This window comes from Verrucomicrobiaceae bacterium (assembly GCA_016713035.1).
In the GTDB taxonomy this organism is placed as follows: domain Bacteria; phylum Verrucomicrobiota; class Verrucomicrobiia; order Verrucomicrobiales; family Verrucomicrobiaceae; genus Prosthecobacter.
The window spans coordinates 1,104,498-1,122,941 of the sequence record JADJPW010000001.1; the positions used below are offsets into that span (position 1 = coordinate 1,104,498).

24 protein-coding genes and 1 pseudogene are annotated in these 18,444 nt (G+C 56.5%); 13 read left to right on the top strand and 12 right to left on the bottom strand.

All coding sequences use genetic code 11. From position 1 onward, the window contains the following. Window positions 1-109 precede the first annotated feature (109 nt). Complete coding sequence (locus IPK32_04790) at window positions 110-1,468, top strand: Gfo/Idh/MocA family oxidoreductase (GenBank protein ID MBK8091312.1); 1,359 nt, start codon at window positions 110-112, stop codon at window positions 1,466-1,468. Window positions 1,469-1,471: 3 nt separating this feature from the next. Here the strand turns inward: IPK32_04790 and IPK32_04795 are convergent, their stop codons facing one another. Both IPK32_04795 and IPK32_04800 read right to left on the bottom strand, forming a co-directional pair. Then, window positions 1,472-1,780, bottom strand: coding sequence for a hypothetical protein (locus IPK32_04795; GenBank protein ID MBK8091313.1), 309 nt, complete (start codon window positions 1,778-1,780; stop codon window positions 1,472-1,474). 129 nt (window positions 1,781-1,909) lie between these two features. Beyond that, window positions 1,910-2,179: an Rpn family recombination-promoting nuclease/putative transposase gene (locus tag IPK32_04800; protein ID MBK8091314.1), complete on the bottom strand. Its 270-nt coding sequence runs from the start codon at window positions 2,177-2,179 to the stop codon at window positions 1,910-1,912. Between the two features lie 103 nt (window positions 2,180-2,282). On the opposite strand from IPK32_04800, the gene IPK32_04805 reads away from it, so the two are divergent. Beyond that, a complete protein-coding gene (locus IPK32_04805; GenBank protein MBK8091315.1) occupies window positions 2,283-3,749 on the top strand; it encodes a sulfatase in 1,467 nt (488 codons plus the stop codon). A gap of 21 nt (window positions 3,750-3,770) precedes the next feature. Here IPK32_04805 and rsmH read toward each other — a convergent pair whose 3' ends face one another. Next, on the bottom strand, window positions 3,771-4,775 hold the full coding sequence (gene rsmH, locus IPK32_04810; protein ID MBK8091316.1) for a 16S rRNA (cytosine(1402)-N(4))-methyltransferase RsmH: 1,005 nt from the start codon (window positions 4,773-4,775) through the stop codon (window positions 3,771-3,773). A 26-nt stretch (window positions 4,776-4,801) separates the two neighbouring features. After that, entirely contained in the window at window positions 4,802-5,146 is a 345-nt protein-coding gene (locus IPK32_04815) for a nucleotide pyrophosphohydrolase (protein ID MBK8091317.1), read from the bottom strand. 71 nt (window positions 5,147-5,217) lie between these two features. Between IPK32_04815 and IPK32_04820 the strand changes: the two genes are divergently transcribed. Both IPK32_04820 and IPK32_04825 read left to right on the top strand, forming a co-directional pair. After that, entirely contained in the window at window positions 5,218-5,637 is a 420-nt protein-coding gene (locus tag IPK32_04820; protein ID MBK8091318.1) for a hypothetical protein, read from the top strand. A gap of 10 nt (window positions 5,638-5,647) precedes the next feature. After that, entirely contained in the window at window positions 5,648-6,265 is a 618-nt protein-coding gene (locus IPK32_04825; GenBank protein MBK8091319.1) for a hypothetical protein, read from the top strand. Window positions 6,266-6,281: 16 nt separating this feature from the next. On the opposite strand, the gene IPK32_04830 is transcribed toward IPK32_04825, so the two are convergent. From IPK32_04830 to IPK32_04840, 3 genes are all read right to left on the bottom strand, one after another. After that, window positions 6,282-7,082: a hypothetical protein gene (locus IPK32_04830; protein ID MBK8091320.1), complete on the bottom strand. Its 801-nt coding sequence runs from the start codon at window positions 7,080-7,082 to the stop codon at window positions 6,282-6,284. Beyond that, window positions 7,079-7,894 carry a hypothetical protein gene (locus IPK32_04835; protein MBK8091321.1) on the bottom strand — a complete coding sequence of 272 codons (816 nt, stop codon included), beginning with the start codon at window positions 7,892-7,894 and terminating at the stop codon, window positions 7,079-7,081. Before IPK32_04835 ends, IPK32_04830 begins: the two co-directional genes overlap by 4 nt. Before the next feature lie 114 nt (window positions 7,895-8,008). Continuing rightward, complete coding sequence (locus IPK32_04840) at window positions 8,009-8,884, bottom strand: ABC transporter ATP-binding protein (protein ID MBK8091322.1); 876 nt, start codon at window positions 8,882-8,884, stop codon at window positions 8,009-8,011. Between the two features lie 207 nt (window positions 8,885-9,091). Here IPK32_04840 and IPK32_04845 point away from each other — a divergent pair, with 207 nt between their 5' ends. The 5 genes and pseudogenes from IPK32_04845 (at window position 9,092) to IPK32_04865 (ending at window position 11,903) form a co-directional block, all read left to right on the top strand. Further along, window positions 9,092-9,565, top strand: a complete 474-nt coding sequence (locus tag IPK32_04845) for a hypothetical protein (GenBank protein MBK8091323.1) — start codon at window positions 9,092-9,094, stop codon at window positions 9,563-9,565. 612 nt (window positions 9,566-10,177) lie between these two features. Beyond that, window positions 10,178-10,522, top strand: coding sequence for a transposase (locus tag IPK32_04850; GenBank protein ID MBK8091324.1), 345 nt, complete (start codon window positions 10,178-10,180; stop codon window positions 10,520-10,522). Further along, a pseudogene (locus IPK32_04855) lies at window positions 10,438-11,352 on the top strand (IS3 family transposase). Before IPK32_04850 ends, IPK32_04855 begins: the two are co-directional and overlap by 85 nt. 11 nt (window positions 11,353-11,363) lie before the next feature. After that, window positions 11,364-11,612: a transposase gene (locus IPK32_04860; GenBank protein ID MBK8091325.1), complete on the top strand. Its 249-nt coding sequence runs from the start codon at window positions 11,364-11,366 to the stop codon at window positions 11,610-11,612. Between the two features lie 57 nt (window positions 11,613-11,669). After that, window positions 11,670-11,903 carry a transposase gene (locus IPK32_04865; GenBank protein ID MBK8091326.1) on the top strand — a complete coding sequence of 78 codons (234 nt, stop codon included), beginning with the start codon at window positions 11,670-11,672 and terminating at the stop codon, window positions 11,901-11,903. 599 nt (window positions 11,904-12,502) lie between these two features. Here the strand turns inward: IPK32_04865 and IPK32_04870 are convergent. From IPK32_04870 to IPK32_04880, 3 genes are all read right to left on the bottom strand, one after another. Beyond that, window positions 12,503-12,730: a transposase gene (locus IPK32_04870; GenBank protein ID MBK8091327.1), complete on the bottom strand. Its 228-nt coding sequence runs from the start codon at window positions 12,728-12,730 to the stop codon at window positions 12,503-12,505. 294 nt (window positions 12,731-13,024) lie between these two features. After that, window positions 13,025-13,318 carry a hypothetical protein gene (locus tag IPK32_04875; GenBank protein MBK8091328.1) on the bottom strand — a complete coding sequence of 98 codons (294 nt, stop codon included), beginning with the start codon at window positions 13,316-13,318 and terminating at the stop codon, window positions 13,025-13,027. An 88-nt stretch (window positions 13,319-13,406) separates the two neighbouring features. Continuing rightward, the gene (locus IPK32_04880; protein ID MBK8091329.1) at window positions 13,407-14,231 is read right to left on the bottom strand and encodes a hypothetical protein; all 825 of its coding nucleotides are present in this window, start codon (window positions 14,229-14,231) and stop codon (window positions 13,407-13,409) included. Between the two features lie 55 nt (window positions 14,232-14,286). Between IPK32_04880 and IPK32_04885 the strand changes: the two genes are divergently transcribed. From IPK32_04885 to IPK32_04900, 4 genes are read left to right on the top strand one after another with little or no spacing between them, the layout of a single operon-like run. After that, complete coding sequence (locus IPK32_04885) at window positions 14,287-15,198, top strand: class I SAM-dependent methyltransferase (protein ID MBK8091330.1); 912 nt, start codon at window positions 14,287-14,289, stop codon at window positions 15,196-15,198. A 59-nt stretch (window positions 15,199-15,257) separates the two neighbouring features. Beyond that, window positions 15,258-15,464 carry a hypothetical protein gene (locus IPK32_04890; GenBank protein MBK8091331.1) on the top strand — a complete coding sequence of 69 codons (207 nt, stop codon included), beginning with the start codon at window positions 15,258-15,260 and terminating at the stop codon, window positions 15,462-15,464. Then, window positions 15,464-16,297: an IS5 family transposase gene (locus tag IPK32_04895; protein MBK8091332.1), complete on the top strand. Its 834-nt coding sequence runs from the start codon at window positions 15,464-15,466 to the stop codon at window positions 16,295-16,297. The genes IPK32_04890 and IPK32_04895 overlap by 1 nt, the downstream gene beginning before the upstream one ends. Beyond that, a complete protein-coding gene (locus IPK32_04900) occupies window positions 16,278-17,225 on the top strand; it encodes a hypothetical protein (protein MBK8091333.1) in 948 nt (315 codons plus the stop codon). Before IPK32_04895 ends, IPK32_04900 begins: the two co-directional genes overlap by 20 nt. Here the strand turns inward: IPK32_04900 and IPK32_04905 are convergent. Both IPK32_04905 and IPK32_04910 read right to left on the bottom strand, forming a co-directional pair. After that, the gene (locus IPK32_04905) at window positions 17,222-18,055 is read right to left on the bottom strand and encodes an IS5 family transposase (GenBank protein ID MBK8091334.1); all 834 of its coding nucleotides are present in this window, start codon (window positions 18,053-18,055) and stop codon (window positions 17,222-17,224) included. The genes IPK32_04900 and IPK32_04905 overlap by 4 nt on opposite strands. Next, window positions 18,055-18,261, bottom strand: coding sequence for a hypothetical protein (locus tag IPK32_04910; protein MBK8091335.1), 207 nt, complete (start codon window positions 18,259-18,261; stop codon window positions 18,055-18,057). Before IPK32_04910 ends, IPK32_04905 begins: the two co-directional genes overlap by 1 nt. Window positions 18,262-18,444 lie beyond the last annotated feature (183 nt).

Genomic DNA, 18,444 nt, shown 5'->3' on the forward strand with positions numbered 1-18,444 from the left:
AAGATCGTCAATAAGTGAAAAGGAGGAGGTTTCGTGAGCTTCGGCGACTTTTTTAGGCCATCAGGTTCTCTGAAATGCCTCCCACAGCACCCACGTTGCCATTGCCATCATGCTTACACGCCGCCATTTCCTCCACACTGCCGCTCTTAGCGCCATCGCATCGCCGAACATTCTGCGTGCGCAAGATTCGAAACAAAAAATCCGCGTCGCGTGCGTGGGCATCGGCCAGATGGGCAATGGCGCGGTGAAAGGCTCGCTCAAGGAGGAAATCGTCGCCTTTTGCGATGTCGATTGGCGCGATCTCGGTGCACGCAGCGCAGGAGCCATCGCCAAAGAGCACCCGAGCGTGCCGAAGTTCACCGACTTCCGCGAGATGCTCGACAAAAAGGGCTCCGAGATCGACGCCGTGCTCATCTCCACGCCGGATCACACCCACTTCGCCGCCGCCATGGCTGCGATGGAAGCAAAGAAGCACGTCTTTGTGCAGAAGCCGCTCGCCCACAACATCTGGCAAGTACGCACGCTGCAAAAAGCCGCGCACAAATACGGCGTGCAGACTGTCATGGGCAATCAAGGCCACTGCTGGGAGGGCATTCGCTTGGTCAAAGAATGGTTCGAAGCTGGCGTGCTCGGTGAGGTGAAGGAAGTGCATTGCTGGACGGATCGCCCCCTCGGCCACATGGGATTCATCCAGCCACCGCCCACCACCACGCCCCAGTCACAAGCTGTGCCCGAAGGCTTATCATGGGACCTCTGGCAAGGCCCAGTGGCCCCTCGCGACTACTCCGAACAATACATGCCCCAGCGCTGGCGCGGCTGGTGGGACTACGGCTGCGGTGGACTCGGCGACATCGGCTGCCATTGCCTCGATGCGCCATTTTGGGCACTTCAGCTTGGTTTGCCGGAAAAAGTCGAAATCATCGAACAACAGCCCACCACGCTCAAAGGCTACACGTCAAACAAATCGCACATCATCTTCCATTTCGCTGCACGCGGCACTTTGCCGCCCGTACAGATTCACTGGTATGAAGGCGGCTTGCAGCCCGAGCGTCTGCCAGGCATGGACAAGCCGCTGCCCTCCAACGGCATGATCATGAAAGGCAGCAAAGAAACCCTCTACTCCGACGGCATGCGTGTCCAAAGCCCACAACTCTGGCCCCGCGAGCGCATGACGCCTCTCCTGGACATCCTCCGCCGCAAGCCACTGCCGCGCTCTGTGGCTGGCGATCCGATTGGTGAGCTCTTTGCAGCCATTCGCGGCGAAATCCCACACGCAGGCTCCCACTTCGACTATGCCTGCCCATTGACCGAACTCGTGAACGTCGGCGTCTTGGCCATCCGCAGCGGCAAAACCATCGAATGGGACGCCGCTGCCATGAAAGTCAAAAACGCCCCCGATTTTGACACCTGGATCAAAGAACCCGTCCGCGATGGCTGGAACTACGGCGAGGACCTCTGGAAGGCCTAAGTCTTACTTCTTAAAGCGGGCGTTGTACTGAGCCTCCAGCTCACGGAACCTAGTTTCGAGGGCGGAAATTTCCATATCCATCAGCACAGAAGTGCCAGAAGACTGAAGTCCTAAAAACTGCTCGATCTTCCCAGACCAGACACCAAGATCCTGGCCTTCCAGTCGGCCTTCTTGGCGACCTTCGACACGGCCTTCGACGCGACCTTCGTTGCGGAGTTTTTGAGCGAGTGACATGGCTTCGTTTTTGAGTTCAGGTAATGCGGAAAGGGTATGAGAGATGCTCTCCACGTCAAGGTTGATGTCGATATGCACAGCGTAGAGCAGGCAGGGGAAAGGGTTCCTCAATAGAAGCGTGAGCCCACATTACCGGCCAAAAACCCATCAGGCGTTTTCCATTGCAAAATGCCGCATCTGAGGACGCGTTGCTCGGATCAAACTGGCTCAGACGGGAGCGGCGGAAACTGGGCAAAAACGGCCCAGCAGACTCTCCAGATCAGGCGGAAGACGAAAGCGCTCACCAAGGCAAGCGGAACGCTTTCTGAGCCAACAGAAGATACGCTTCACTGTGAGAGTAGTCCGGGATTGTTGGAGATTCTGCCGAACAAACGAAGCGGGCTGCAACGCCAACGTGCTCCAATCCGCAGCGGCGACGATGTCTGCCGGCAAATGCCCCTGGAAGAATTCCATCGCTTTTTTGGGATCGGAAAGCATGCACCGCGCAAAGGCGTCGTGCGGCTGTGAGGCCAATTCTTGCTCGAAATCACTCATTACCGCATCCAAATCTCTCTTCGGCATCTTTCAACCACTCTTCCATATGCATCGTTTCTTGATCCTCCTTTCGTCGCTCGTGCTCCTGCATTCGTCGTTGGTGGCAAAGCAGCCCAACATTCTCTGGCTCATCGGCGAGAACCTCAGTCACGATCTCGGGTGCTACGGAGCGAAGGGCGTCCACACGCCTCATCTCGACAAGCTCGCGGCTGAAGGAGTGCGCTACACGCGGGTGTTCTCGACCAATCCTGCCTGCGCACCGAGTCGCTCGGCGTTTTTCACCGGCATGTATCAGACCACGATCGATACGCATCCGATGCGATCACATCGCAGTGACGCCTTTCGACTACCCGCAGGTGTGAGACCAATAACGCAGCGCTTGCGTGATGCGGGCTTTTTCACGGCCAATATCAAGACCGCCAATGGCGAAAGCGTCGGCACGGGCAAGCTCGACCTCAACTTCGTCAATGAAGGCCCCATCTATGATGAAAACTCGCAGGACTGGAGCACGCTGAAGTCTCACCAGCCCTTCTTCGCGGTCGTGAACAGCGAGGAAAACGAATACGACATCTATGACCGCAAAAGTGCCGAGAAGGACCGCGTGAAATGGGTGGGCGAGGATATCCATGTGCAGCATGCCAAGCCGGAAACCGTCACACCGCCGCCTTACTACCCGGATCATCCAGTGGTGCGGCAGGAGTGGTCTAGATACCTGAATTCCGTCTCCGGCATGGATCTGCGTTTTGGCAAAGTGCTGGCGGAACTCCGTGCTGATGGCCTGGAGGAAGACACGATCATCATTTTCTTCGGTGACAATGGTCGCTTGGAGCCACGCGGCATTCATTGGTGCTACGATAATGGCCTGCGTGTGCCCATGATCATCCGGTGGCCGAAAAATCATGCCGCACCGCCAAAATGGAGACTAGGCAGCGTCGATGACCGCCTGCTGAGCCTCATCGACGTCACCGCTACCACGCTCGATCTCGTGGGCATTGAGCATCCGTCGCTCATGCAGGGCCGCGTTTTCCTCGGTGATCACACTGCTCCACCCCGCCGCTTCGTATTCGCCGCACGCGACCGCATTGATGAGGCCGTACAGCGTATTCGCAGCGTGCACGACGAGCGTTTCCACTACATCCGCACTTTTACCTCCGGCCCCACCTTTGCCTCTCTGAATCGCTACAAAGAAAAATGCTTCCCCATTCAGTCCCTCATGCGCAAACTTCACTCCGAGGGCAAGCTCAGTGGCTCGCCGCTCGCCCTCATGCAGCGCACGGGTCCATGTGAGGAGCTGTTCGACACGCAAGCTGATCCGCATGAAATCCACGATCTCTCCAAGTCCACCGCCCCAGAGCACCGCGAGGCGCTCACTCGCCTGCGTGCTGCGCTAGACACCTGGATCATCGAAACCAATGACCGTGGTGCCATACCGGAGCCACCTGGGATCATCGCACCGTTTGAAAAGGAAATGCACGATTGGTTCGGCACGCCCTCTTGGGTGACGAGGCCATAAGACTTGATACCGTAGTGCGAATCACGCCTTCCGTGCCCAGCGCAGCTTCGCAGGTGCTGAGCGTGGATTGGAGCGTAATTCGTCTGCGGATGGGCGAATGACCTCATCGTTGGTCTCGCTAAATATGCCCCCACGTAGGCCATCGCGAAACAGGTGCTTCACGCGACGATCTTCGCCACTGTGAAAGGTCAAGATGGCGACTCTGCCGCCGGATCGCAGACAATCTGGCAAACGAGCCAAAAATGCATCCAATGCGGTGAATTCCTCATTCACCGCGATGCGTAGCGCCTGGAAAACGCGGCGCACGGCGGCTTCTCGCTCCTCAGTATCGAGTTGGCGTGGCAAGGCGGCTCGGATCGACTCTGCAAATGCGAGTGTGGTGGCCTGATCTGTGCCAGCGAGTGCGACAGCGAGCAATTCCGCGCGGGGCTCATCTGCATTCTCTGAGAGGATGCCGCGTAGTTTCTCAGCCGAGAGCCTTTGCAGCATCTCACGGGCTGTGATGCCGCGCTGTGGGTTCATGCGCATATCCAGCGGGCCATCATGCTTGAAGCTGAAGCCCCTAGAGGGATTATCGAACTGCATCGAAGAGCAGCCCAGGTCCGCCAAAATCACGTCTGCACCATCCGACCAACCGATTTGGTCGATAGCCCGGCGCAGGCCCGCGAAATTCATGCGCTGGATGATGAGTGCCTCTGGGGCTGCCTTTTCACGCAGACGTGCCTCCGTGCGCACGATTTCGACTGGATCTTGATCGAGCGCGAGGAGTGTGACTCCGGCCTCTAGCAAAGCTGCTGCATGGCCGCCATGCCCGAGTGTGCAGTCCACTGCACGCTCACCCGGCTGCGGTGCGAGCACCTGCATGATCTCTGATAATAAAATAGGCACATGACGGCCAGCGGGCGTCTTGCCTGCCGCGCGGACCTTTGCCAGCGTCTCAGCATCCCCTGCGTGCTCCTTGTATTTTTGATCAAAGCGGCGCGGATTTTTGCCCGCATAGCGTGGTCTGCGGCGATGCGGAGGCATCAGCGGTGGTGGAGGGGCTTCTTCGCTCACAATTCGTTGTACTTGGCGTTACTACCGCGTGCCTTTTCCACCGGATAGCGTGTTTCATTGCGCTCGAGTTTCGCGAGCATGGCACTACCCAGATCGACGCCCAGATTATGCGCTAGTTCAAAGAGCAAGATGCCCACATCGGCCATCTCATCTTTGAGCTCCGGCAGTTTTTCCCGTGTGCGTTGTTCGAGCTGCTCTGGCTGCTGCCAGACAAAGTGCTGGAGCAACTCCCCTGCCTCCGCTGTGATGGCGACGGCGAGCTCTTTCGGGTTATGGAATTGCATCCAGTCACGAGCGTCGCGAAAGGCGATGATGCGTGCAGTGATGTCGGAGATGGTCATGGTTTGGGTGGGCAAGATATGCACAAAGTGGGGTATTGACGGACTTCTGCGTATCGGAGATGCTGCGGGGTATGAAAGCAACCGTCTTCCTCATCACGGGCCTCCTCGCCTCATTTGCTACCACGGGTTTCACAGCAGAGCCACCGGTGGATTTTGTGACACAAATCAAGCCCATCCTGGCAGATCGCTGCATCGAGTGCCACCACTCCGGCTCCATGCTCGGCGAGCTGAATCTGCAAAGTCGTAAGCTCGCCTTTGGCAAGCGCAGCGGCGGCCCCGTCATCGCCCCTGGCTCACCAGAGCGCAGCCTGCTCTACATCACGCTGACTTTGCCCGCGAAAGAGAAGAAAGCCATGCCTGCCACGGGCCACCGTATTCCCAAAGATGAAGTCTCGCTCATCCGCAGATGGATCGAAGAAGGCGCGAAATGGCCTGAGGGCGAGGAAGGCCATATCCCCGCAAAAAAAGCCAGCAAAGACAAGCAAGTGTGAGCCCTAGACCATGCGCCGCCGCAGCCTGCTGACATCCCTATGCCTCATCCCCGCCATCCACGCGGCGGAAAAGCCCACGCGTAAGCTAGAGAGCATGCTCATGCTGCCAGAGCCGCGTGTGCTGCGCAGCCCCCTCTCCCTCACGCCAGAGAATGCTCGGCACACCGTCCTCACGCCTGCCCGTGAGACCGAAAAAGGCGGGATCGAGGCCTATCCTGCTGCCGAATTCACCAAACTCGGCATCGGCAGTGAGACCTTTGCCAAACACGCAGCGAAAGCTGCTGACAAACGCCTCGCCACACTGAAACCGGACATCCTACGTGATGACAAAGGCCGCGTGACCTACGCCGTCTATCGCGGCGAGCAGCCACTTTACGCCTCACTTTTCATCGCGCCTTCACTTCCAAAAATCTTCGAGCCCATGTTCGGCAAGGAGCTCTGGGTCGCTCTACCAGATCGGCATTCGCTCTATATTTTCCCAGCGCATTCAGCTGCGCTCCAAGATTTCAGTGCAGACTTAGCCGAGCGTTTTGCGGCAGAGGCATTCGCCGCGAGCCCTGAGATTTTTTCACTCATAGCTGGCCAGCCACCGAAGGTGATCGGCTCCTTTGCTGGCAGCGATGAGTGAGTCTGCATCTCTGTTCTCAGCGCATCGGTCCCACCATCTTTTGCGGCACCTTTGGCACAGGCATGGCATCTGGGATGCATTGATCACGCGGGATTTTTAGCAGCAGTTCAGCCGTCTTGAGATGCTCGATCAGCCCAGGAGTCGCCCGGCCGCGATCGTATTCTTTTTTGAGGATATCGTAACCTTTGCGCCAAGAGACAGCATCCAGCGCCTTGACGTAGTTAAAGCCAGCCGCATGCAGCGTGTAATTCGGAGCGCCATGCTCATAGGCCTGCATGTAGGCATCACCGGCCTTCGCGTTTTCACCACTGCGCCTGTAGTAGAGATCTGCTAGCCGGTCCCACAGCCTCCAGCTATCGGGTGAGAAGGTGAGCCCCTCTTTCAGAATCTCCTCCCCGCGGCGGATGTGCTGTTCACGGAGGCGTCCGCGCAGTTGCGGTGTCATTTCGGCGCCTGGAGCATTGTAGAGATAATAGCTGGCTGCATTCCAGGCCATGTGCCAGGCGGCTTCGTCCCAATAGGTCTCATTACGCGGCTGGAGCCGTGTCACGATACGGTAGAGGCTGTCCACCTGTGCCCAGTTTACCCGTTTGAATTCCGTATAAGCACGGAGCTGCAGCATCGAGGCCACGAGGCCGCGCAGACCACCGAGGATGGCCGTGAGACCACTCTGTCCCATGCTCTCCAGCGCACTCACAGGCACCGGATCATCCAGCAGCCGCGCGGAGCGTAGATGATTCGTCGCACGCTGCTCCAGTGGCAGCTTCACGATGCCGATGAGGAGCAGGAGGCAGATGGCCTGGACTTTTCGCTTCATAGTTCCTTTTCCACAAAGAGGAGATGCGCCACCGCGAGATAACCGGCGATGTACAAAGCCGCTGCACCACTCATGTCCGCCACCGCACCCCAGGACACGATGCGCCCACTCACCACCCCATCCACGACATCAAACAGGGCAAGGTCCGGGAACACGATAGCCAGCGCCAGTGCCGCGCCGCGCTCTGCCATGCCGCCCAGATGCGGATGCAGGAAAAACTCACGCAACAAGGCCTCACCATGCCCGATGATCACGACGCAAAAAGACACCACGATGGTGAAAAGCGTCGAGCTAGCCACACAACTCAGCACCAACGACAGCGTCGTCACCACGGCGGCCTTTAAAAAAATGGCGAACACCGCCCAATGCATGTTCCAGGTGAGCCCCTGTCGTGCCACGATCTCACGCACACGCTGCTGCGTCTCCGCATCCTCACGGCCCTGCATCACCAGAGTGCGCATGGAGTCATCCAGCACCTGCCCCTGCCGCGCCCAGATCACCAGACTGAGCACCAGGTCCATCAAGATCAATCCGCCGCCGATGAGCAACAGCACACCCAAGAGCTTCCCTGCGAGGTAATCGAAACGCGGCACTGGCCGGGCAAGAATCGTGTAAAGCGTGCGATCCTCCATATCCTTCGGCAGTAAAAGCGCCGTAGAAACGACACCGATGACAATGCTGAAAATCTGCAACGCCCCCAGTGAGACCGACTTGATCAGTGAGAGCTGCTGATCGGGATTGATGACCGAAAAAGCAAAACCAGCCCCTACTGCCAGCACGCAAAAGATGACCAGAAAGAACAGAATCTTCATCCGCACGAGCTGAGTGACCGTGGCACATGCCAGTGTCCAAATGCGACGCATCCGCAGGCCGATACCACCGGACTGCCTGCCCATCGAGTGTTGTGCATTCTCTGCCATACAGTTTTAGACCTCTGACCTCCGATCCCCGGCCTCTGTGGCCTCCAGAAAGAGTTTTTCCAATGTAGTGCGGGGTTTGCCGTGATGGATGAGCTTGGCCCCAGAGCCTTCATTGGCGACGAGTTGCTGGATTTTCGCGATCAGATCAGCACTCGCATTCTCCAGCGTCAGCTCGGCTTGGTTTTCCACAGCGATCAGCTCATCGAGGCGCCCCTCTCGGACCATTTTGCCCTGCGCCATGATGCCCACCCGGTCACAGACCTCCTGCATCTGCTCCAGTAGGTGTGAGGTCACTAGGACCGTCAGCCCACGCATCTTCATCTCCAGGATGAGATCGCGAATCTTCCGCGATCCCGCCGGATCGACACCTGCCGTAGGCTCATCGAGCACCAGCAGACGCGGATCGTGAATGAGTGCCTGCGCCAGCCCCAGTCGCTGGAGCATTCCCTTGGAGAAACCGCCCACACGCCGATCAGCGGCGCTCTCCAGCCCTGTGAGGTGCAGCATATCCTGAGCACGTTTTTCGAGCTGCGAGCCACCTAGGCCACTCAATCGACCAAAAAAGCGCAGCGTCTCCAGCCCAGTCAGATGCTTATAAAAATACGGATTCTCCGGCAGGAAGCCCACCTCACGGCGACTCGCCACCTCCGTGCTCGGACAGCCAAAAATGCTCGTACTGCCCTTAGTCGGTGCCAGCAGGCCCAGGATAGCCTTCATCGTGGTGGACTTGCCACTCCCATTCGGCCCGATGAGGCCATACACCTCACCTGCGTTCACCTGAAACGACACATCCCGCACCGCAACGAAAGCCCCTTTGACCAAAGTGCCCTTGAACACCTTGGTCAGCCCGGAAACAGTTACTGCGGCAGTCACATCGCTCATCACGCGTACTTCTTGAACGAGAATTCACCCGCTGACAACTGCCCTGTGGCCTTTGTCAGCAATCCAACCTCCGAAAAAGCACCGCAAGAGCAGAAAGCACAGCTCACAGCCCCGCCCTCGACCAATTGCCTCAAATACCCGCCATTTAGGCTTTCAAGTGACTGAAAAGCCCTCGTAGTCCAACATGAACCAACTTATTTGAGCCATATGACTAAACTCTCATTCCTGGCGGTCTTCGCCCTATGTTCCTGTGTTTCAGTCAAACACCCACCAAAGGCTTCAAGCGATGATAACGAGGCTCTAATCGTCGAAGCCATGAAAAAGCCGGTCGAACAGGAATCGGGCACTCGCGTGACTTTTTCAGGCACGACCAAAGTCTCGGGTGATTGGGCTTACTTTGATGGCCATGCGTTTCCCGCAGATGGTTCTGAGCCTGCTGGCGACATGACCTTGGATTTCGCTGCGTTGCTTCGCCGTGATTCGAGACGTGCCTGGCAAGTTCTCGATCATGGCTTTTCCGGCGATCCGTCGTTGATCGTGCATCTTCGAAAAACGCATCCTGAGGCTCCAGTCTCGATCTTCCCGAGCAATACAGACCAACTCGTGAAACTCTGGCCGATGAATCACAGGGCGATGGGAGCGAACAGTAGGCGCTCGTGGTCAAGAAACGCCAGGTTCTAAAGCACAGAGATGTCAGCGACAAAGATCACGCGTTGAGCAATTGGTCCTAAGCAGAAAGATCGGCATCTAAATCGAACGGCCGGGTGTCGTTGGAGAAGCTGCGAGCGTATAACTCGGTTTCAAAGGCCTCCGAATCCATGTGGCTCAACGCGACGTGTTCACACGCCTACCCACTATGACAAACCTGAGCAGTATTAGGAGGATAATGCCAGAAACCTTGGCTAAAGCCAGACAAACGGTCAAAAGTTAGCGCTGCAAGTCACCGTAGCCACGCTCATAGTGGCTGCCGCTGCGTAAGGTTGATCTGCGGTGACTCCTACCAAGCTTTAGCGTTTTGGCCGTATCATTCGCGACCAGATCCAAGCGTCTGCAAATGGGTCCGTTACAGCGATCAGCAAGCGACGAAGTAAGCGAGTTCTTAGCCGTGGGGCCTACTACTCCTGGCCATGGGTAAAGGATTGAGTCCGGCTTGAAACAATCCCCTGAACAGTAAAGAAAACGGTTCTTCGGGCAAAAGACTGGGATTGGAATCAGGCAGGTAGCATGTCGAGCTTTTGAGGTGCTCTAACTTTCTGGACCAGGGGCTATCGGAAACCCAACATGCCAGAAGCCATGAGCAAGAAAGCTTATCAACGTTGCACCCAGGAGTTCAAAGACAAGGCCGTAGGCCTGCTCAACCTTGGTAAACCCGTCGCCGAAGTCGCCCAGGAGTTGGAGGTTAGCACCTCCATGCTCTACGAATGGCGGCACAAGGCCCAAGGTACGCAAGGCGGTAGCGCAGGACTGCGAGCCGGAGGCGAGCAGTCCGAAGCGGACGCCTTGCGTGCCTTGCGCCGCCAGGTGGCCCGCCTCCAGGCTGAGAACGACATTTTAAAAAAGGTGTTGGCCATAGTAGCCCAGCAAGAAGCCAGCGCTACGCCCTCATCCAAACCCTCCACTACGAGCAGCCGCGCATGAACCTCGCCCAAGCTTGCCAGACCCTCGGCGTCAGCCGCAGCGGCTACCATGCCCACCTGCGCAAGCACCAACGCCCACGCCGCCGCCAGGACGCGCAGCTCGCCACCGAGATCCGCGCCGCATTCACCGCCAGCCGGGGCACCTACGGCTCGCCACGCCTCGTGCGTGCCTTGCGCGACAAGGGCCTGCGCCACGGCAACAACCGCATCGCCCGGCTCATGCGTGAGCAAAACCTCCGCGTGCGCCAGAAGCGCCGCTTCGTGCCGCGCACCACGGTGACTGACAAAACGGCGGCAGTCGCTCCCAACCACCTCCTCCAACGCAGCGCCCCCAAGCGCCTCAACGAGGTCTGGGTCACCGACATCACCTACCTGCCGACTCGCGAAGGCTGGCTCTATCTCGCCGCTGAGATGGACCTCTGCAGCCGCCGCATCCTCGGCTGGAGCACGCGTGAAGACCTCGCCACGACACTGCCCAACGCAGCTCTCGAACTCGCCCTGCAAACACGTGGATCAAAGCCAAAAGACCTGCTCCACCACAGCGACCGTGGCTGCCAATACACCAGCAGCGAGTTCCGCCAGCGTCTCAAACTGCGTGGCATCACCGCCAGGATGAGCCGCACCGCCAACTGCTACGACAACGCCACCATGGAGTCCTTCTGGGCCACGCTGAAAGCTGAATGCTTCGGCACCACCGTCCCGGCCACCCGCGCCCAAGCCCGCTCCATGGTCTTCGACTACATCGAGACCTTCTACAACCCCGTGCGCCTTCACAGCGCCCTCGGCTTCAAATCACCTGTGGCCTTCGAACAATCCATCCAAAACAACTAACCCAACTTTCCGTGTCCACGTTTTCGACGAAAGATCACATCAGCGCTCATATCAATGCTGCGGTGGACCGTGTGCGCAAAGACGATCTCAAGCGGCTCATTGGTAAGGGGGATGACACGCTCAAAGGCAGCAAATACCAATGGCTGCGCACCCATGCCGACAAGCGCAGTAGCGAGGCGGTCAGCTTCCGCAAGCTGCACGAGTTGGATCTGAAAATCAGCCGAGCGTGGCACTACAAGGAAGACTTCCGCCACTTCTAGAACTACCTCTATGCCGGAGCTGCGGAGCGGTTTTACAAAGGCTGGCGCAAAGCAGTCATGAGCAGCAGGCTGGAGCCAATCAAGAAGGTAGCACGGCTCATCGACGCGCACTGGCAGGAGATACTCAACTACATCAAGCACCGCATCACCAACGCAGCGAGCGAAGGACTCAACAGTCGAATCCAAGCTATCAAAAGCGCCGCAAGAGGGTTTCGCTCATTTGCGAACTACCGCCTACGCATCCTTTTCCATTGCGGAAGGCTCGATCTCAAGCCCGCTTCCACCCACTAAAAACCGCGTAGAACCAAATTGTTTTGAGGGCACTCCCGAAAACATTTTTTACGCAACCTGACTTCCGCAGGCAGAAGTCATTTTGAAATTACTCGAGTGACTTCAAGGGCCAATTTAGGGTGTTCGGAGTCGTTTTCATTTCTGAAGGTCTGATCTGGGCACAGCTCACGCTGCGGCATTGAGATTGAGGCGCTTGATCTGCTCAAGACGCAGCATGTTATACACGAGATTGGTCAGTTGCAGGCAGGCCACGTTGCGCTTCATGCCGATGCACCTTTGATAGAGAGCTTTCATGCTCCCGCTCATCTGCGCAAACACATGCTCCACTCGTGACCGGGTGCGCGACTTTTCGCGGTTGCTGGCTTTTGCTCGTCAGTGAGCGGATGGCCCCGCATACCTTTTGATTCGCTGCGCTCACCCTTCGGGCAGCCTGCGGCTGTCTATCTCCGCTGCGCTCCGGTTCATTGATCTGTGGTTCGACGTTCTTGGTGGCCAGCGCGGCCTCGATCGGCGCTCCCGAGTAGGCGCAGCCGAACGGAGTGAGACAGATGCGACGTAGGAGCACCCGCAGGGCGAGCGGGAAGGGTGGCGGGAGCGAGTCAATCGGCATACACGACGCGATCTCCCTCTTCGATGAGTTCTTCCAACACTTGGCTGTCATGCACGCTCGCGGCGGTGATGACGGCTTTGAGGATGTGCTTGTCCTTCACATCGACTTTCACATGGTCTTTGTAGCCATAGTGCGTCTCGTTGTTCTTCTTCGTCCAACGTGCGTCGAGGTCTTTGTGCGCTTTGATCTTCGCGTTATCCTGCAGCTTCTGCGGCACTCCCCCCCCTCTTTAATCAGGACATTGTCTTCGCGGCTGTTGCGTTGCTTGGGCACTTCGGCAAAACTGGCATCGACCGTCACGCCTTCCTTTGCCAGAGCCAGCCCGTATACCTTTTGCAGATGCGCGAGGAAGGTGTCAAACAAGCTTTCGAAGGTCTTTGTTGCGATGAGCAGTTCGCGAAAGTCGCTGATGGTTTGATTCGCTGCGCTCACCCCTGCGGGGCAGCCTGCGGCTGTCTATCTCCGCTGCGCTTCGGTTGACCATCGGGCACTGCGTCTGCTGGGGTCAGACCTAGGAAGGCGCGGAAACTGTTGCGGTCAGTGATCTGAAGCTCGTAGCGTCATCGGCCAGGCCGTGGAGGCGCTGCAACACGAGCACCTTGAACATGAGCATGGGATGAAAGCGTGGCCTGCCGCCAGGACCTTTGGGCTCACTGGTGAGAGCACTCATAATGAGCGGATCGAAGACCTCCCATTGAACGAGCTTGCCTACTCGCATCAAGGGCGTCTCGAAGGCTGCCACATCAAGGTTTTGAACGAACTCATCGAAGAGACCAGGATTGCCAAAAGGAATAAAACTTGCCACGCCTTTCCTTGCCGCAACTCATCGCGCGACGCCACTCTTTGATCGGGTTTGGTGCAGATTTTGAGTTTCCAGGAGTGCCCTTTAGCCATTAGCTTTCGTTGACCTGAAAGGGCCGAACCATTTTCCGCATTCCTTTTTTTTGCTCAATTCCTCTCCAAATTTTCATCCCTCGCTTCAGCAGACTGCGGTACATCTTCGAAAACCAGTCGCGTCCTTGAAGTGGACATGGGCGTAGCAGGAGATTTGGACGCATCCCGTTTTTTGCAAGGTAGTCAATGCCTTCGGGCTTCCAGAAGCCGCCTTTCACACTCTCCACGTAATCAAGCTCCGGGTGGCTACAATTTGTGTAGAACATCCTTTCGCCCTGTTCTCTGTTTAGGCGTCGAACCTCGGCATCCACTTTCCAAATGGTTCTTCCTGGCACACAGGCCTTAGCCAAGAAATCTTTTCTCCAATAGGCACAGTTAATTCCAGCAATTAACGATGTGTCTGGGATGTGCCTTAGTCGGCCGCCTCCCGCTTCAGGTTCAAAATCCTGCCGAACGTGCAATTCGCAGAAGAGTCCCTGACGTTGGATGAATTCTCTGTAAATCTCAGCTAAGCTGTCGGTATTCACCACTGTGTTTAAAAACATGTCATCGAGCATGAAAATCACATAATCAGCCTGGATGGAAACTAGAGAGTCTCGGATGTTGTCTGACCACGCACGATCTGGACCGGTATGTATAGTCTTGACCTTTGGCGAATCGAACGTGGTATGATTCGTGATGAGATACACTGGGGTAGGAACTTCCGGCCAGAACCGCCACAGAAAATGGAAAAAATAGGGCCACAAGTCTTTGTTTCCATCGTGTGAAGCGATAACTAGCTTCCACTTGGGCATCGGGGACTCGTTGGGGGGGGCGGCAGGCATCGTATATGGACTGGATATTCTCTCGAATACCAGTATGCACAACCCATTTTCAATCATGATCCAACGCAAAAAATGTCCTGCCTGCGGTTCCACGCAGATGCGCGCTCTCCTCAGTCTGCCCTATACAGAGAAGCTCTCCCCCCTCGGATTTGGCCACCCAGTTCTGGCGACTGCGCTAAGAAACATTCAATTCACGGTCGTGCAATGTCTTGGCTGCACATGTATCTACCAGCAGGATGTATTTGATGATCATGAAGCAAAAATTGCCTACAGCCAGTTGTGGGCGGGTTCTACCGGCTTTTTAGACATAAGTAGCAATGCCCACCTAGTCGAAGAAATCATCATCCTGAAGAAGCTGTGCCATCGTGCTGATCCTCAAGTACTTGACTTCGGTGCCGGCGGCGGTCACTGGCTCAAGCACGCCCAAGCTTGGGGCTGCCATGCCAGCGCCTGCGACATAGACATCAGTAGCCTGGAAGCTTGTAGGAGGTTCGGCATCCATACGCTTGGATTGGCGGATCTGCGCCCGGGAAGCTATGATTTTATCAACCTGAGTGAGGTGGTCGAACACCTGAGCGATCCGCAGCAAATACTCACCCAGCTTATTGAGGCACTCAAGCCTGGAGGCTACCTCAAACTGAGCGCTCCTGGAGATCGGAGGATGCTGAATAAGCTTGCCTCACTTGCTAAATCACCCGAAAATTTAGGTGAAGGGGAGATGGCCCATAAGTTTTCCGCCATAGAGCCGCTGTTTCATGTCAATTTGTTCAACGCTCGCTCTATGAAAGCCATGGCGGCCTTGCTCGGCCTCGAGCCACTGAACATCAGCCTGCTTGTTTCCTACTCCGCCGTCGTGCTGACAGATAGCTGGAAGCAGGTTAATCGAAACCTCTACCATCCTTTCAAACGCTGGCGCAGTCAGGGGACTTGGCAGTATTTTAAAAAACCTCTTCAGAGCACCTCTTGAAACTTCCTTTCCCCAGGCAATTCATTGATCGAGAGCAACCATAGGCCATAAAAGGGGCCATGAAGCGCTACCGCAAGACAGAACGAGGCGGCGGACTGTTCTCCGCCATTGAACATGAGCAGGCCGTCGCCGCCAAAACCCTCGGCATCCTCAAGCTGCGCGACGTTATCTCTTGGGAAAGTTTCCGTCCGCTGCTCGAAGATCTCACTGGCTACGCCACCCGCGACTGGACCAAGGGCGGCAAGCCCCGTTCGACCCCGTGCTGATGTTCAAAGTCCTTGTGCTACAGAAGTTCCATGGACTCAGCGACGACGCCACCGAGGAGCAAATCTTTGACCGCACCAGTTTTAAAGCCTTCCTCGGTCTGCGCATCGGCGACGACATCCCCGACGCCAAAACACTCTGGGACTTCAAGCAACGCATCGAAGAGGACGGTCGCGAAGGCGGTCGCAAACTCTTCGACACCTTCGGCCAGATGCTCGAAAGCAAAGGCATCGTCGCGCGAGAAGGCAGCATCGTGGACGCCAGCTTCACGGAAGCCCCACGCCAGCGCAACAGCCGCGAGGCGAACCAGCGCATCAAGCAGGGCGAACGCCCCGAAGAGTTCGACGAGAACCCCGCCGTGGGCCGCCAGAAAGACAGCGAAGCACGCTGGACGAAGAAGAACAACGAGTCGCACTACGGCTGGAAGAACCATGTGAAGGCCGACTTGAAAACCAAGATCATCATCAACTCCACCACCACGCCCGCCAGTGTCCACGACAGCCAAGTGTTTGAAGGACTGCTTGATGACAAAGATCAGGCCGTGCTCGCCGACTCGGCCTATCACAGCGCGGAGCACGAGGCGTATCTCATCAAGCTCAACGCGCAGGAGTTCCTGATGCGCAAAGCCACACGAGGTCACCCGCTGAGCGAAGCTGAAATGCAGACCAACCACACGATCAGCCGGATGCGTGTGAGGGTAGAGCACATCTTCGCGCGAATGACGCAGATGGGAGCCGATCTGTGTCGGAGCATTGGATTGAAACGAGCCACACAGCACAACCACCTCAGCAATCTGGTCTACAACATGGACCGCTATGCCTGTTTGGTTCGCTAAAGCGTGCGAAAGCACCCGTAAAAGGCGTTCAAAGCCAGAAAAGGTACCTGCACAGCCTCCAAAGCGCCGAATCCCAGCGCCACAAAGCGAAACAAACCCTCTGCAAAGCAAGACAGGAAGGTCGAAAAATCGTTTTTTCGCTCCCAAAAACGGACTTCAAAAAACACCCCCCTATCCAGAGGTGCCCTTAAGATTTGAACCCGGAAAACAAGTGTGGCTATCAATCGAACCAACGAATTCAGCAAGACATAAAATAATTGTCGAGGCGAACCCTGGACTTCGCTTTCAACTGAATGTGCTCAGAACTGAGTCCGGTGATGTTATGCTAAAGGAGGTTCCGGTCGTCGATCTTATGAGGATGGCTTTTGGTGGTGTATCACGGTGGCTGACGAAATACTATGATTGGAATATCCAGGAATCAGCCATTGATGCCTTGTCAGCCAAAACAGAAAATACTTATTCTAGGGACTTGCTGAAGCAGTTTGGTGAAATAACAGGGCACACCGCCCGCACCCTGGCCGGCTTCGATCTTCAAGAAGTAAAAAAGCAGATCGACCAAGGCCATCCCGTGGTTATCGAGCGAGTACTTGCACCCGAAAGGACTAACCAATTGATGACGCATGCCCGCGCAAGAGTTGAGAATCCTGCCTATGAGCTACCCTCTGCAGATGACTCAGAGGAACAAAATAAATGGGGCAAGCAAGGGCTAGGCTTGAGAGTTTGGCTATGCGTGATTGTTGGTTATAGGGCACCTCTGGATAGGGGGTGTTTTTTTGAAGTCCGTTTTTGGGAGCGAAAAAAACGATTGTTCGACCTTCCTGTCTTGCTTTGCAGTGGGCTTGTTTCGCTTTGTGGCGCTGGGATTCGGCTCTTTGGAGGCTGTGCAGGTGCCTTTTCTGACTTTCAGCACCCTTTACGGGTGCTTTAGCGAACCAAACAGGCATAGCGGTCCATGTTGTAGACCAGATTGCTGAGGTGGTTGTGCTGTGTGGCTCGTTTCAATCCAATGCTCCGACACAGATCGGCTCCCATCTGCGTCATTCGCGCGAAGATGTGCTCTACCCTCACACGCATCCGGCTGATCGTGTGGTTGGTCTGCATTTCAGCTTCGCTCAGCGGGTGACCTCGTGTGGCTTTGCGCATCAGGAACTCCTGCGCGTTGAGCTTGATGAGATACGCCTCGTGCTCCGCGCTGTGATAGGCCGAGTCGGCGAGCACGGCCTGATCTTTGTCATCAAGCAGTCCTTCAAACACTTGGCTGTCGTGGACACTGGCGGGCGTGGTGGTGGAGTTGATGATGATCTTGGTTTTCAAGTCGGCCTTCACATGGTTCTTCCAGCCGTAGTGCGACTCGTTGTTCTTCTTCGTCCAGCGTGCTTCGCTGTCTTTCTGGCGGCCCACGGCGGGGTTCTCGTCGAACTCTTCGGGGCGTTCGCCCTGCTTGATGCGCTGGTTCGCCTCGCGGCTGTTGCGCTGGCGTGGGGCTTCCGTGAAGCTGGCGTCCACGATGCTGCCTTCTCGCGCGACGATGCCTTTGCTTTCGAGCATCTGGCCGAAGGTGTCGAAGAGTTTGCGACTGCCTTCTCGTCCATCTGCCTCAATGCGTTGCTTAAAGTCCCAGATGGTTTTGGCGTCAGGGATGTCGTCGCCGATGCGCAGGCCGAGGAAGGCTTTAAAACTGGTGCGGTCAAAGATTTGCTCCTCGGTGGCGTCGTCGCTGAGGCCGTGGAACTTCTGTAGCACAAGGACTTTGAACATCAGCACGGGGTCGAACGGGGCTTGCCGCCCTTGGTCCAGTCGCGGGTGGCGTAGCCAGTGAGATCTTCGAGCAGCGGGCGGAAACTTTCCCAAGAGATAACGTCGCGCAGCTTGAGGATGCCGAGGGTTTTGGCGGCGACGGCCTGCTCATGTTCAATGGCGGAGAACAGTCCGCCGCCTCGTTCTGTCTTGCGGTAGCGCTTCATGGCCCCTTTTATGGCCTATGGTTGCTCTCGATCAATGAATTGCCTGGGGAAAGGAGGTTTCCAGAGGTGCCCTATAATCAAAAAAAGGGCGAGATCATTTTCAGCCATCCAGGATTCGGGGTTGAATTGAAAAATTTGCGCATGCGAGTCGAGGAAGCGGGCGTTTCTATTTCAGAGACAACC